The organism is Ktedonosporobacter rubrisoli, assembly GCF_004208415.1.
Taxonomy (GTDB): domain Bacteria; phylum Chloroflexota; class Ktedonobacteria; order Ktedonobacterales; family Ktedonobacteraceae; genus Ktedonosporobacter; species Ktedonosporobacter rubrisoli.
Map to the genome: position 1 here is coordinate 8,923,205 of NZ_CP035758.1, position 13,427 is coordinate 8,936,631.

The 13,427-nt window shown below is 54.7% G+C and carries 9 protein-coding genes; 5 read left to right on the top strand and 4 right to left on the bottom strand.

Annotation, left to right across the window (positions count from 1 at the left end; all coding sequences use genetic code 11):
* Positions 1-10: 10 nt before the first annotated feature.
* Positions 11-1,774, bottom strand: coding sequence for an NADPH-dependent assimilatory sulfite reductase hemoprotein subunit (locus tag EPA93_RS38675; protein WP_129892642.1), 1,764 nt, complete (start codon positions 1,772-1,774; stop codon positions 11-13).
* Between the two features lie 285 nt (positions 1,775-2,059).
* Here EPA93_RS38675 and EPA93_RS38680 point away from each other — a divergent pair, with 285 nt between their 5' ends.
* Positions 2,060-3,001 (top strand): aryl-sulfate sulfotransferase, encoded by a 942-nt coding sequence (locus EPA93_RS38680; protein ID WP_129892643.1) that lies wholly within the window; start codon positions 2,060-2,062, stop codon positions 2,999-3,001.
* A 58-nt stretch (positions 3,002-3,059) separates the two neighbouring features.
* On the opposite strand, the gene EPA93_RS38685 is transcribed toward EPA93_RS38680, so the two are convergent.
* Positions 3,060-5,756 (bottom strand): GH116 family glycosyl-hydrolase, encoded by a 2,697-nt coding sequence (locus tag EPA93_RS38685; RefSeq protein ID WP_129892644.1) that lies wholly within the window; start codon positions 5,754-5,756, stop codon positions 3,060-3,062.
* Positions 5,757-6,037: 281 nt separating this feature from the next.
* On the opposite strand from EPA93_RS38685, the gene EPA93_RS38690 reads away from it, so the two are divergent.
* The 4 genes from EPA93_RS38690 (at position 6,038) to EPA93_RS38705 (ending at position 10,499) form a co-directional block, all read left to right on the top strand.
* Positions 6,038-7,402 carry an ABC transporter substrate-binding protein gene (locus EPA93_RS38690; RefSeq protein WP_165423692.1) on the top strand — a complete coding sequence of 455 codons (1,365 nt, stop codon included), beginning with the start codon at positions 6,038-6,040 and terminating at the stop codon, positions 7,400-7,402.
* Positions 7,403-7,418: 16 nt separating this feature from the next.
* The gene (locus EPA93_RS38695; protein WP_129892646.1) at positions 7,419-8,390 is read left to right on the top strand and encodes a carbohydrate ABC transporter permease; all 972 of its coding nucleotides are present in this window, start codon (positions 7,419-7,421) and stop codon (positions 8,388-8,390) included.
* A gap of 62 nt (positions 8,391-8,452) precedes the next feature.
* On the top strand, positions 8,453-9,325 hold the full coding sequence (locus EPA93_RS38700; protein WP_129892647.1) for a carbohydrate ABC transporter permease: 873 nt from the start codon (positions 8,453-8,455) through the stop codon (positions 9,323-9,325).
* A gap of 142 nt (positions 9,326-9,467) precedes the next feature.
* Complete coding sequence (locus EPA93_RS38705; RefSeq protein ID WP_129892648.1) at positions 9,468-10,499, top strand: LacI family DNA-binding transcriptional regulator; 1,032 nt, start codon at positions 9,468-9,470, stop codon at positions 10,497-10,499.
* Between the two features lie 150 nt (positions 10,500-10,649).
* On the opposite strand, the gene EPA93_RS38710 is transcribed toward EPA93_RS38705, so the two are convergent.
* Both EPA93_RS38710 and EPA93_RS38715 read right to left on the bottom strand, forming a co-directional pair.
* On the bottom strand, positions 10,650-12,167 hold the full coding sequence (locus tag EPA93_RS38710) for an FGGY-family carbohydrate kinase (protein WP_129892649.1): 1,518 nt from the start codon (positions 12,165-12,167) through the stop codon (positions 10,650-10,652).
* 117 nt (positions 12,168-12,284) lie between these two features.
* Positions 12,285-13,325, bottom strand: coding sequence for a LacI family DNA-binding transcriptional regulator (locus tag EPA93_RS38715; protein ID WP_129892650.1), 1,041 nt, complete (start codon positions 13,323-13,325; stop codon positions 12,285-12,287).
* Positions 13,326-13,427: the final 102 nt, after the last annotated feature.

A 13,427-nucleotide genomic window follows, 5' to 3' on the forward strand; every position in this document is an offset into this window, starting at 1 on the left:
TCTTCGTCTTTCAGGAACGGCTCGAAGCTGCAATCGTTGCCCTTGACTCTACTTTTGCGCGCAAGTTTTCAAAACCGATGCGGTGGCAAAAGTCGCCAAAGGTTTCTTGTCTCAGGCGCTCAGCTTTCCATAACTCTAGCAATGGACGAATAGTCGCCGCGATCTCATGGGTGCGGATCGAGGTTGCGTAGAGCGCTGTCATGCGTGTGTTTGACCAGTCGCCGCCAAGATACATATTGTAGAGATCCTTTGAGCGACCTACGAGGCCGATATCGCCAAGGTAAGGCCGCGCGCAACCGTTGGGGCAGCCTGTCATACGCACGCTTATTCGCTCGTCGGCCAGCCCAAGCTCGCGTAGATCCTCGTCGATCTCACGCATGATGGAGGGTAGGATACGTTCCGATTCGGCGACGGCTAGCCCGCAGGTGGGCAGCGCCGGACAAGCCATTGCGAAGCGCGAGGCGCCAACTGCATCGGGATTGGTAGCTATGCCATATTCGCTTAACAGGGCCTCAACCGGTGCACGCTGCTCTTCGGTCAGATCGGTAAGCAAAATATTCTGCTGGGCCGTGAGATGGATACCGGGGCGAAACTGCTCGATAACGCGACGCAGGCCTGTCTTCAACTGCAGCGTCGGCGTATCTTTGACGCGTCCGTTTTCGATGTAGAGCCCCAGGAACCAGCGATCATCGGCCTGTTTGTGCCAGCCGAGATGGTCGTCGGCGTCAGCAAAGCTTACCTCGCGTGGTGGAAGGAGCGTATAGCCAAGGCGGCGCTCTACCTCTGCCTTAAACCAGGCCACACCGCGCTCCTCTACCACGTATTTCATACGCGCGTGTTTGCGGTTCTGCCGATCGCCGTAATCGCGCTGGACCGTCACGATGGTCTCGACGACTTTAAGTACCTCATCGGCCGGGATATCGCAGAGTGGCGTGGCCAGGCGTGGATAGGTCTCAACCTTGCCATGCGTCATGCCCATGCCGCCTCCAATCAGGACCGTGAAGCCGGCTAGCTCGTCATTGACAAGATAGGGAACCAGGCCAACATCCTGCGTAAAGACGTCAATGCAGTTGTCATCTGGAAAGGCGATCCCAACTTTGAACTTGCGCGGTAAATAGGTAGGGCCATACATCGGCTCAACTTCTTCCTGGGTAGAGGTAACTGTCTGCGCCTTCTCGCCATCGATCCAGATTTCATGATAGGCCTGACTGCGCGGCGCCAGGTGCATCGCTATCTTATGGGCTATCTTGCTGATCTGAGTATGGACGCGGTTTGCCGCTGGAGCCGGACAGGCCATGACATTACGATTGACGTCTCCACAGGCAGCTAAGGTGGAGAGCAAGGACTTGTTAATGCTGTTAATCGTTGCGTGCAGATCGCCTTTAAGTATACCGTGAAGCTGAATGCCCTGACGCGTGGTGAAGCGTAGGGACCCGTTGCCATAGCGGTCGGCCAGCTCGTCTTCAACCAGGTACTGCTCGGCAGTCAGTACGCCGCCAGGGATACGCGAGCGAACCATAAACTGGTAAGCTTTCTCGCTACCAGCAATCTTGCGCGCCTGGCGCATATCGCGGTTCTCCTGCTGATACATCCCGTGGAATTTAACGAGCTGAACCTCAGCCTCAGCGAAGTGTGTGCTATCTGTCGCTAACTCTTCGGCTATCTGGCCAGCTAGATAGTGACTTTCGAGTTTTATACGTTCAACCTTGCTGCCTTCTCCATGACCTAAATGTAGCAGGCCGGTTGTGTTATCGTCCTTATCGTATGTCGTCATGGTAAACTTACCTCTTTTACCTATTCCAAAACCCTGCTTTTTGTGGTAATGTTGATATAGTAGATCAACAAACTTACTTACTACATCTCTAGTGTAGAGTGAAGTAAGGCAGTTGTCAACCCTTTTCTGGCGTCTAAAGCAGGGCTTTTTTTTAGCCGCTAAGCCGATTCAGGTAGGAATTCTGGCTTATAGAGCTCACCCTGCCGGAGGCTAAAAAGTGGCGCGTAGCTTAGCTTTGAGTAGTATGCAGTCTCAATTGGTAAAAATTATGCGAGGAGTAAGTATATGCCTTTCCTCTTAAGTTGTATTTCGACAAAGCATTCTATGCTGAAAAAGCACTGGGCAACTTCGCGTGAGCAAACGGAGTGTCCGCTCACTGTATTGGGAAGTCGTCAGAAGCCGAAAGAGGATCAGGGTGGGCTCCTCTGTTTGCTCGACGATACGGGAGATGTGCAGGAACTTGCGGAACTGCCGATGCCGGCTGGAATGGCTCATTCAGATAAAGGTATTCTTGTGGCCTCAATCGATGCTGTGCATGAAGTGAGCAATGATCTCACCGCCGTACAAGAAAAGGTGAGCCTGCCCGCCTTTAATATGCTTCACTCGCTCTCGCGCAGCCAGCGCGGCTATCTGGTAGCTAGCACAGGTCTCGATGCCGTGCTGGAGTTTACGCATGAGGGAGAGCTGTTGTGGAGCTGGTGGGCTATCGAACATGGCTTTACCCTGACCCCAACCGGCGAGCCACGTTACCTCGATATCTCTGCCGATCATCGGGGCGTAAAGTACGGAACGCTGGCTCACACGACGCATGTAAATTCTGCGGCGGAATTGCCTGATGGTACGGTGCTGGCATCCCTCTTTCATCAGGGCATGGTGATTGCAATTGATCGCGAGAGCGGCGAGTGGAAGCCGGTGCTGGAAGGCCTTGATCATCCACATTCGGTCAGGGTGCTGGCTGAGGATTATATCACGGTTGCCGACACGGCCCGGGGGCGGGCTCTCATGGTGCGCATTAAGGATGGTAAAGGCAGCATTGAAGCCGAAGCTACCGCCGATACAAACTGGCTGCAAGACTGCCTGTATGACTATCGAAATGATCAATGGGTCCTCGTCGATGGCAAGAACTCGCGCGTGATTTTGCAGTCAGGCAGCACGGGCAAGAAAGAGCTTGCCCGCTTTGAGCTTAATCCAGAGTGGCGGCTGTACGGGGTCTTGCCACTTGCCTAAGCCGGCTCCTTTAGCCATAGTACACCATGTTGGACGTACTATGGCTGAGCCGAGCGAATTAATTTGTGCTAACGATATCAAGAATCTTGCCGGCGTGCAGGATTATGGGCTCGGCAAAGGTGACTGAGAGCACGCCTTGCTGCCAATCGGCCTGAGTGGCTAGCTGCTTGCCTTGCAGATAGACGCTAGCCTGGCTCTCCTCACTGCTCCAGCTGAGCTCTCGAATATGGATTTCGCCATGGGCACAGGAAAGCGTGGTGTGGGTCTCCTTATCGTTTTTGATCAGCGTGAAGTTTCCCCAACCTGTACCGGTAATAAAGGGCAAGCGCATGTCCCTGCTCAGTGTGCGGGCTGGCGTAAAGCGCAGCTCATCCTTTAGCGCATTGTAGCGAAAACCGCTAAGCGCCTCTAGCGCCGACCAGCCGGCCATCGCGCGTACATAGTGATCTCCACATTCTATCTCATTATAGGGGTTGCGTCTCCTACCATCGTAGCGCTGGCGCAAGGCCTGCAGAACGCTCAATCCCTCTTCGAGCATGCCCTCCATAAGGCAATGGGCGCCAACCTGGTACTCCATCCCTGTCCAGACCTCATCGCAGTAGCGTACGGGAATCTCCGGTCGTCCGCCCTGCGGCCAGGTACAGACCAGCAGACCCGCATCGTCGCGATCGGCAAAGACGCGATAGCCATGTTCAAAGCCCTCAAAGCCGTGCCGCAGATTGTAGCGCACGATGGAGCGCAGCGTTGTTTTGACATGTTCCTCAGGCAGGATATAGCCCAGGTCTAGCAGATGGGCCCACCATTGCCCAAAGAGCTGATCAGCAAGGCAGCCAGTGCCGAACTGATCCTCGGGCGGAGCTGCGGGATCGAGGAGCTGGATGTAGTACTCACCGTTCCAGAGGAGCTCATCATAGCGGGCGCTGCCTCGCTCGAAAAGCTGATGCCACTGCCGGGCCAGCTCTTCCTCGCCCTGGATGGTAGCCATTTCTTCGGCAGCGCGCAGTGCCGCTAGCCAGAGCGCACCTATATACATGTTGGGGCCGTAGAAGGCGATATCATAGGTGTTGCCCTGCTCACCTTCCAGCACGCCATCTGCGTTCTCATCCCAGTTCGTCACAATGTAATTGACAAGCTTCTTTACGCGCGGCCAGAGGCGTTCTAGCCAGGGCAGGCCAGCTCCCTGGCGGACCTCGCGATAGGTCTTAAGAATCGTGCCGAGCATGCCATCCAGGGCCGGATTGTGCGGACCTCCGATCGGCGTCCCCCAGAACTGGGGCAGGTAGAGAGGCAAGACTGTGCGGTGCGGAATATAGCCTTCGGGCGCCTGCACATGCTCAAAATCGGTCTCGCGCATGCTTCGCTCAAGATCCGGGAAGAGCCTTGATAGGGCCATCTCATAATTCCAGACGTGAGTACAATTGAGCGGACACGAGCCGCCAAAATCGGCATTCCACATGACTGTCGAGGCGCCGAGAGAACCTTCGAAGCCAAAGAATTTACCATCTTCGGCCCAGAAGCAAGTCGGACTGCGCATCAGCGTGCCTTGAGCTGCAATGGCCTCAGCCAGCCAATCGGGCAGCGTGCTGCGGTAAATCTCCTCAGACCAGCGGCGCGAGCTAGTTTCTAGCTTTTCCTGGTTGTGGATGAGATATTCGGTAACCTCCTGAGCATCGGCAAACTGCGTGGCGTAGGCGTTGCCAACCCAGAACTTGCTTTTGCCATAATCGCGGCGCGGGCCGAACTGGTCAAAGTTAACGTAGCGATTGGGAAAATGCCAGCTCAGGATAAAGGTAATCTGGCTCGTCTCACCTGGCGCTAGCTGGAAGGGTGCCAGCAGGCCGCCGTTCCAGGTCTCGCCCTGCGGACTTGTCCCCCTGGATGGGGCCTGGCCGTTTCTATCGAAGTGGGTATGGCGGTGATCATGCTCGTTGTAGTGTGAGCCGGGATTAAAGCCGTCAATGAAGCGCATGAACTGGGCCGGCTCGCTCCAACAGGCATAGACGCCAGTTCCGGGCGTGAGACTCGTCAGCATCATCTGACCGCTGCCGGGATGATCATCGGCCAGGGAGGGGTTTTCCATCACGAGAGCCGTATAGTTAGTGCGCCTCTGCACGCGGTTGCTATTGCCTCCATAGAGATGGCAACGATTCCCGCTAATCGGCGTTATACCATCCCAGCCAACCGCGTTCTGTAAGGCCGCCCCTAAGCAGCCATGCACGCGATGAGACCAGCGATTGCGCAGGGTAAAGGTAAACACAATAGCTGGTAGTCCACTGTTGCGAGCATCAAGTGGAATAAAGGGCGAATAGGCCTCTAGCTGAACAGCTACGGGTAGCTTTGCATCCTTGTAGTGTATGCGGGCAAAGGGATACTTGCCGGTAAACTCGGTTTGCTCCACTCCCGCGAATTGCTGGAGCAAGGCCCGCTGATCGGCGGGAATATAGTCATCGTTGACAAGTGGCGTGTGATCCTCGGGTAGATCTATGAGCTCACGCGATTGCAGAATGCGCACCTCGTTAAGCGGCGGTTCAACGCAGCTGGCGCGTAAGGCAAAGAAACTATGCGGGACAAAGCCCAGATGGTTTATATGATTGACGATCTGCCATTGCCTGAGACCACCATCTCCTCCCAGGGCAATCTGACCAGCGCCTATGCCACCCAGGGGCATAGCCACATGGCGGAGGGCTTGAGCGCTATACGTGTATCCGGCTGTGTGCTGTCCTGTCTGGAGGGAGCGTGAGGCTAGTTCAGTCATAGCATCTCCTTAGTAGTGAGTAATCAGTTAGGCAAGCGCCCTGCCGAATTGCCAGTGCATATCCAGGCGTCACTTGCCCATAACGTTGGCGAATTGAACAAAAATAGTAACTTGCCAACAAAGATACCATAAATTGTCTGGCTTTTCAATTAAAATATATTTGAAAAATTTAAAAAATTTTAATAAAAATCATTGACATACTTAAAAAGAAATGTTACTCTGCTTTTAAATCACAGATGTCTGCTGAAGAAGGTACCGTGGAGATAAGCCAAGGAGGACTTATGGATAACAAGCTCTCGTTTTTGCAAGATATTATCGGGAAAGATATTTCACGGCGCAATTTTCTCAAATACACCGGCTACACAGGTTTGACCACCTTGGGAGCTGGCTCGCTGCTGGCGGCGTGTGGGGGCAGCGATGCTCAGCAAAGCGCGGGACCGGCTCCCAAGGGCTCAAAAGTAGCTGGCAATCTTACGCTAGTTTACATGGGCGATGCTTCGAGCAAGAAGGCCTGGGATTCTCTGTTTGCCTTATTTAGCAAAGACTATCCCGATGTGAAATTTACGGCAAAGGCCATTCCCTCAGCTAACTGGGCTGCCTTTTTTGATACCGTCTCCACCCAAATCGCTGGTGGGCAGAACTACGATATCATTCAGGTTGCCACCGAGGGGCAGCGTCTCTTTGCCAGCCGTGGGCTTGTCGAGCCCATCGATGCCTACATTGCCCGCGATAAGGATGAGATTGACGAGTTTTATAGCGATATCCATCCCAACCTTGTCAAGTGGAATAAAGAGCACAGTTCACCTGACGGCAAGACATACTATTTACCTGGCGAGTTCAATACCATGTGCATGTGGTATAACAGCGAGATGTTCAAGCAGGCCGGCGTAGACGAGCCGAGCGATGATTGGAAGTGGAACGATTTTCTTGCCGCCTCCCAGAAGATTACGAAGCCGGGGCAGGTATTTGGCATGAGCGTCACCCCGGAATATTTTGTTGGCATTATGCCCTGGCTGCTTACCAATGGCGCAAGCACGCTTAGCGCCGACTGGAAGCAATCAACAGTCAACTCCCCTGCGGCCATCGAAGCCGCTAAATTCATGCGCGAGCTTGTTGCCAAGAAGATCAGCCCCTTGCCGGGCGGCACATTCGATGCTATCTCCGCGATGTCTCAAGGCAAGCTGGCTATGTTTGGTGGTGGGCGCTGGCCGGTTCTCAACGTTCGCAAGTTCAACCTCGTCGATAAAGTCAAGATTGTTCCCTGGCCCCAAAAGACCCAGAAGGGCTCCCCGATTGGCTGGAACGCCTATCCCATTATGAAAGCTTCGCAGAATAAAGAGGCGGCCTGGGCCTTTGTCAAATTCATCACCACTAAGAAGGCCAGCGAATATTTTGCCCAGCAGGGTGGCACGATAGTTCCTCCGCGCAAGTCTGTCGCTACCAGCGATGCCTTCCTTGCCAATGCCCCCAAAGGTAGCGAGAAGCTCTATGAAGCCCTTGATTATGCAACTCCTATTCCATCCCCTGATAAAGGGAGCGTGATTCAAAAAGCCATTGAGGATACCTGGAAGCAGATCCTGGCCGGGAATACTCCCGCAGAGCAGGCGCTTGCCCAGCTTGATCAGACGATCAAAGCCAACCTCTAGGGAAGTTGAGGCTGATATGAGTACTCGTATTAAACCTGGCGCTCAGTTGCAGGCGCAAGAGGTAGAGGCCGCGCCAAGGCGTATGGCTACCTGGCGCAAAACTATGACGGCTATGGAAAGGCGTGAGGCAATAACTGCCTATCTCTTCATCAGCCCGGCGTTCTTGCTCTTTCTTATTTTTATTGCTGGTCCTTTGCTTGGCGCGATTGTGCTTAGCTTGTTCCAATGGGATATTCTGACTCCAGCCCAATTTAATGGCTTAGGGAATTTTGTAAAGCTTTTCTCTGATCCGGCTGTGGGCCAATCCATTGTAAATACCTTTGTCTTTACTTTCTGGTCATTGATCCTGCACCTGGGATTTGGCTTACTGCTGGCCCTGGCCGTAAATCGGGCGATGCCAGCAGTGCTAAAATATTTCCTGCGTACAGCTTATTTCTTTCCGCTGCTGATGTCCTGGGCGTCAGCAGCGTTGATGTGGAAGTTTGCCCTTGACCCCACATTTGGCTTTGTCAACTACTATCTGGGGCTGCTGCATATCAGCGCGCCCAACTGGCTATTATCCCCACAATGGGCGATGCCTGCCCTCATTGCCGTAGACCTGTGGCGCACGTTGGGCTTTACCTTTATTATTCTCCTGGCCGGTTTGCAGGGAGTTCCGCCATATCTGCATGAGGCAGCCAGAATAGATGGGGCCGGCATCTGGCACCGCTTCTGGAATGTGACGATTCCCATGCTCTCGCCAACCCTCTTTTTTGCCAGCGTCATGACCTTTATTGGCGCCTTCCAGATCTTTGACCCGATGCTGATTATGACGCAGGGCGGTCCCGGAAATGCTACAAGTAGCCTGGTCTTTGATATCTATCAGACCGGCTTCCGTTCCTTCCAGATGGGCTATGCCTCGGCCATATCGCTGGTGATGTTCCTGGTGATTATGGCGGTGACGCTTATTCAGATGCGCTTGAGCCGCTACTGGGTCACATATGATTGAGCATTGAACGTTGCCTTGACGTAGGAAGTACTGAGTTGTTTTTGAATGGAGAGTAGATAATTATGGCTCTGGCGGCGTTACCCAAACGTTCAAGGAAAGCAAGTTCCTTTGGTTTGAAGCGGCTGAGCGGCTGGGTCTTGAATCTTGTCCTGATCGCGCTGGCTTTATTGATCTTTGCGCCTTTCTATTGGGTGCTGGTGACTTCAGTGTTGCCGGCCAACCAGGCGTATTCTTTGCCTCCGACCTGGTTTCCAAGCAGGCTAGACTTTAGCAACTTTGGTCAGGTATTTCAGCTCATCCCCTTTGGGAGCCTGGTCCTCAATAGTTTGAAGATCTCTGCGATCATTACTGTCGGCGCAATAATTGTAAGCCTGCTGGCGGCTTACGCCTTTGCGCGCCTGAACTTTCCGGGGCGCAATGTGCTCTTTGTGCTCCTGCTGGCAGCCATGATGGTGCCGCAGCAGGTGACGGTCATTCCAACATTTATTCTAGTGCGTACGCTGGGCTTGCTTGATACGCATGAGGCTGTGTATCTGCCGGCGCTGATTAATGTGCTGGGAATTTTCATGCTGCGCCAGTTCTTCCTCTCCATTCCACGTGAACTTGATGACGCGGCTAAAATCGATGGGGCCGGGCATGTGCGCATCCTGTTTCAGATTTATGTGCCGCTGTCCTGGCCGGCTCTAGCGGCCCTGGCCATTGTGATCTTCCAGGCGGCCTGGAATGATTTCTTCTGGCCCAATCTCTTTTTGACCTCGCCCGAGAAGATGACGCTGCCAGTAGGGCTTGTTGCTCTGCAGGGTACCTATGGGAATGGTTCGCCGGCGGTCCTGTTTGCCGCGATCTCTATGATCCTGGTGCCGGTGCTGATCTTCTTTATCTTTACGCAGCGTGCCTTGACCGAAAGTATTGCCTCGGCGGGCATTAAGAGATAGAAATGGGTGATTATGGAGGGGCGATAGAGATATCTAGAAGGTAGACATGATACAATTGTGTAGCGATATTGAACGAGAATTAAGTATATCTGGGGGGAACATTGTTGAATCCAAGCGATGCTATGAAATGTAGAGGTTGGGAATGAGCACGGAACACGCGGTAACTTTGCGCGATATTGCCGAGAGCGCCGGGGTTTCCATCGGTACGGTATCCCTGGCTCTCAACGAGGGAAAAGGTATTGCGCCAGGTACCAGACAGCGTATTCTCGATGTTGCGCGTTCACTGGGCTATGAGCGTTTTGGGCGGCGGACGAGCAAGGCGGCCCAGACCGTCAGCATTCTGATTGAGCGGTTACCGGTTGCGCCTACCTCCGATCCGTTCAACAAGAAGGTTTTGCAGGGGCTGGAAGCTGCAGCGCGGCGCATGGGTTATCGCATCGCGCTGGAGTTTGTGAGTCCTGACGACCATCCGGAGACCGATCACTGGGTGCCGGAGGTGACTGCTGGTCTGATCATTCTGGGCGGGGGCGATCTCAGTCGCGACTGGGTACAGGCGGCTATTGAAAGTCGCTTGCCAGTTGTGATGCTTGATCACTTTGTGCCGGGAATAGAGCTGCCTTCGGTCGTGCCTGATAATTTTGCCGGAGCCTATAGCATGACCCAGTATTTGCTGGATATGGGCCATGAGCGGATCGGCTTTATCAGGGGGCCCTCAAAGTACTGGACGCTGGGCGAGCGGCTGGCCGGCTATATGCTGGCAATTCAGCGCGCTGGCTTGGATATGGATCTGGCGCTTGTGCCGCCGCGAATCTCGCGGGGCGAAGAAAAGGGCTATGGAGAGATGCAGATGTTGCTGGATCTGCCCAATCCACCTACCGCCGTATTTGCTGTAAGCGATAAGACGGCGATAGGGGCGTATAGGGCGGCTCAGGATCGCGGCCTGCTCATTCCTGATGATATTTCGATAGTTGGCTTTGATGATATCGAGCTGGCCCGCGTGCTCAATCCTCCGCTCACTACCGTGCAGACGCCGGGGGAGACCATGGGCCAGGTAGCCTTTGAGCGCCTCTTAAGCCTGGTAGAGAGCGAGGAGCAAGATCCGCTCTTGCCCATTAAGTGGACTATTCCCACCAAACTGATTATCCGCAAATCTGTGCGCAATTTGCGTACGTGAGCAAACGCTGATAACAGTATTTGCTGTGCAGTTTTAGCGATACGGCAGCGATCCTGCGGCCTTTCTCTGGAAAGCGCTAAGGGACGTTGCTATATAGGGAGTCGATAAAGGTCAGTCTTCGCGGCTGGCCTTTATCGTTTGCTTGAGATATTAGCGATAGCGCTGGAAGAGCGGGGCAAGTGCAGCATACGTTTCTGTGTAGCGCTGATAGCCCTCAGCATAAATCTCCTGTACGGAGGCATTGGGCTCGATGCTTGTTCCCGGGTGGACCATAGCCTGCCCGGCGGCGCGCAGATCACTGAAGGCGCCGGCCCCCACGGCGGCACAGATCGCGCTACCCAGCGAGACGGCATCACCTACCTGGGTTAGCGTAATGGGGACGCCTGCCACGTCGGCAAGGATCTGTAGCCAGAGAGCGCTACGTGTGCCACCCCCACAGGCTACGATCTGCTGCGTCTCTACGCCCAGCTCCTTGAGCTTTTCAAGGATATGTCGATTGCCATAAGCCGTGCCTTCATAGACCGCGCGTAAAAGATGGCCGGGTCCGTGAGCCGGCGTGAGCCCCCAGATAGTTCCGCGCGCTGTGGGATCTTTGATCGGCGTGCGGCTGCCCTGCCAGAAATCCAGGACGGTCAGGCCCTCGGCTCCGGGCTTGACGGCTGCTGCCTGTGCATCAGCTTTGGCGTAGCGCTCAGAACCGGCTGGCAAGGCGCCTCCCAGCGTATCGAGCAGCCAGCGTACAGTGCCGCCAGTGCTGGCCTGGCCTGCCTCAAGCGTCCACTCGCCCGGCACAACGGCATCCTCAAAGGGTCCCCATAGGCCGTGATCAATGACGGGCTGGGCGGATTGAGCAAGCTGACAGGTGGAAGTACCGGTAATCAAGGCAAGCGAACCGGGAGCCAGCACATTAATGCCGATCATACCCGCGTGCGCATCGATCCCGCTCATCGAGACAGCGATGCCGGGCGGTAAGCCGAGCTCCTTGGCTGCTGTGGCCGTTAGCTCGCCGGCCTTGGCTCCCATAGGTAGAACCTGGCCAGGAACGCGCTCAGGCAAATCGGCAAGTCCTACGCTACGCAACATATGCTCGGGCCAGCCTGCCGGGTTCTGACTATCGGCCGTTGCGCGATAGTGCCACTTGGCGGCCGCGCTATTGAGAGGAACCGCCCACGCGCCAGTAAGGCGCCAGGTTAGCCAGCCCATCTGCTCCACAAGATAGGTGGCACGCTCCCAGAGCAGCGGCTCGTTTTGTTTAAGCCAGAGAGCCTTGGGAACCGGCCATTCGGCAGGGACATCGCCTCCACAGTAGCGCAAGACGGGATCATGGGTCTCGGTCAGGGTCCTGGCCTGAGCCGCTCCGCGCAGATCCATCCAAATAAGGCTGTTGGTCAGGGGCGTTCCCTCGCTATCGGTGAGCAGAATGTTGCAGGGCGCATCGATGGCCAGGCCAATGATGCGACTGCTATCGGCGCCACTGGCTTGCATACAGCCCTTGATGGCGGCAACCAGGGCTTCCCACCACTCCTGGGGGCGTTGTTCGGCCCAGCCAGGCCGCGGATAAGAGGTTGGATAGTTTTGATCGTAAAAGCCAAGCGCTTGACCACTCAAGTCGAAGAGCCCGGCCCTGATACCCGCGGTGCCGGCATCGATACCTAATACCAGGTCCATCTTAAAGTTTCCTCCTCAGAAATGGCTGGTTTGCTTAGTTGAAATACAGGTGCCGAGATTGCATCTGGACCCGCTGCGCTGCTGACATGCATCCGCGGACCAGGCCTGGCACAACTCCTAGCGCGAGGTTAGATTGACTGTAGTAGATGCTGGATGCATACGTGGACGCGATGAGCTGCGGATCTGTAGCGTTGGGGCCAGCACGATCTCTTGACGGGTGAAGGTGCCTGGATGCTGCATGCGCTGGAATAAGCGCATGGCGGCTGTGCTGCCCAGCTCATAGACAGGTTGTGTTACCGTCGTAAGCGAGATAGTGCTTAGGGCCGCCCAGGGCATCTCATCAAAGCCTACAATGGCTATATCGTCAGGAATGCGTAAGTGCCGCGCCGTCAGGGCGTCGAGTACTCCCATCATCATGAGATTATTGCAGACAAAGAGCGCATCAATCGGAGACTGTAGGCCGAGCAATTCGATAGCAAGCTGACGACCGCTATCATCTTTGAAGGTGCCGCAGAGCTCCAGGGCCGGATCGTAGGCAATGCCAGCATCCTGGAGGGCCTGCCGATATCCCTCAAGCCTTTCGCGCCCCGTCGTTGTCGTCATTGGACCGGTAATGATGGCAATGCGCCGGTATCCGTTGGTAATGAGATGTGTTATAGCCTCATGCGCTCCCCGCTTGTTATCAACCAGGATAGCATCGGTTGCACTATCTTTGATACGTCGATCTACTGAGACAACCGGGATCTCGCGCTCGCGAAAGAGCCGCAGCGTGCGTTGATTCTCGCGAATAGGCACAATGATGACCCCAGCGACCCGCTCGGCACTCAGCACCTCGATATAGTGCTGCTCTTTCTGCGGATCTTCATCTGAATTGCAGAGGATCAAGCTGTAGCCGTTGCGCTGAGCCACATCTTCAACGCCGCGAATAAGGGTGGTAAAGAATGGATTCTGGATATCAGAGATAAGCAAGCCAATAATTGTGGAACGATTGGCCCTCAGAGCACGGGCGGCCCGGCTGGGCTGATATTGTAATTCCTCGATGGCCGCATGAACTCGTGCCGATACCTCGGCATTAACACGCGCTGTACCATTGAGTACGCGCGATACCGTAGCAATGGAGACGCCAGCATGCTTAGCCACGTCCTGAATGTTTGCCATTAGCTACCTTTACCTCTGCACCTTAGAAGAGCTATGCATACTTTTCTCCTTCAAGAAACGTAGTAAAATCATATTTCTATTCAATATGAACGCGGCCAGCTC

What these genes read in the sequence shown, in the direction of transcription:
- EPA93_RS38685 (WP_129892644.1), bottom strand. Translation starts at nt 5,756, where the DNA reads ATGACTGAACTAGCCTCACGCTCCCTCCAGACAGGACAGCACACAGCC.
- EPA93_RS38695 (WP_129892646.1), top strand. Translation starts at nt 7,419, where the DNA reads ATGAGTACTCGTATTAAACCTGGCGCTCAGTTGCAGGCGCAAGAGGTA.
- EPA93_RS38700 (WP_129892647.1), top strand. Translation starts at nt 8,453, where the DNA reads ATGGCTCTGGCGGCGTTACCCAAACGTTCAAGGAAAGCAAGTTCCTTT.
- EPA93_RS38680 (WP_129892643.1), top strand. Translation starts at nt 2,060, where the DNA reads ATGCCTTTCCTCTTAAGTTGTATTTCGACAAAGCATTCTATGCTGAAA.
- EPA93_RS38710 (WP_129892649.1), bottom strand. Translation starts at nt 12,167, where the DNA reads ATGGACCTGGTATTAGGTATCGATGCCGGCACCGCGGGTATCAGGGCC.
- EPA93_RS38715 (WP_129892650.1), bottom strand. Translation starts at nt 13,325, where the DNA reads ATGGCAAACATTCAGGACGTGGCTAAGCATGCTGGCGTCTCCATTGCT.
- EPA93_RS38675 (WP_129892642.1), bottom strand. Translation starts at nt 1,774, where the DNA reads ATGACGACATACGATAAGGACGATAACACAACCGGCCTGCTACATTTA.
- EPA93_RS38705 (WP_129892648.1), top strand. Translation starts at nt 9,468, where the DNA reads ATGAGCACGGAACACGCGGTAACTTTGCGCGATATTGCCGAGAGCGCC.
- EPA93_RS38690 (WP_165423692.1), top strand. Translation starts at nt 6,038, where the DNA reads ATGGATAACAAGCTCTCGTTTTTGCAAGATATTATCGGGAAAGATATT.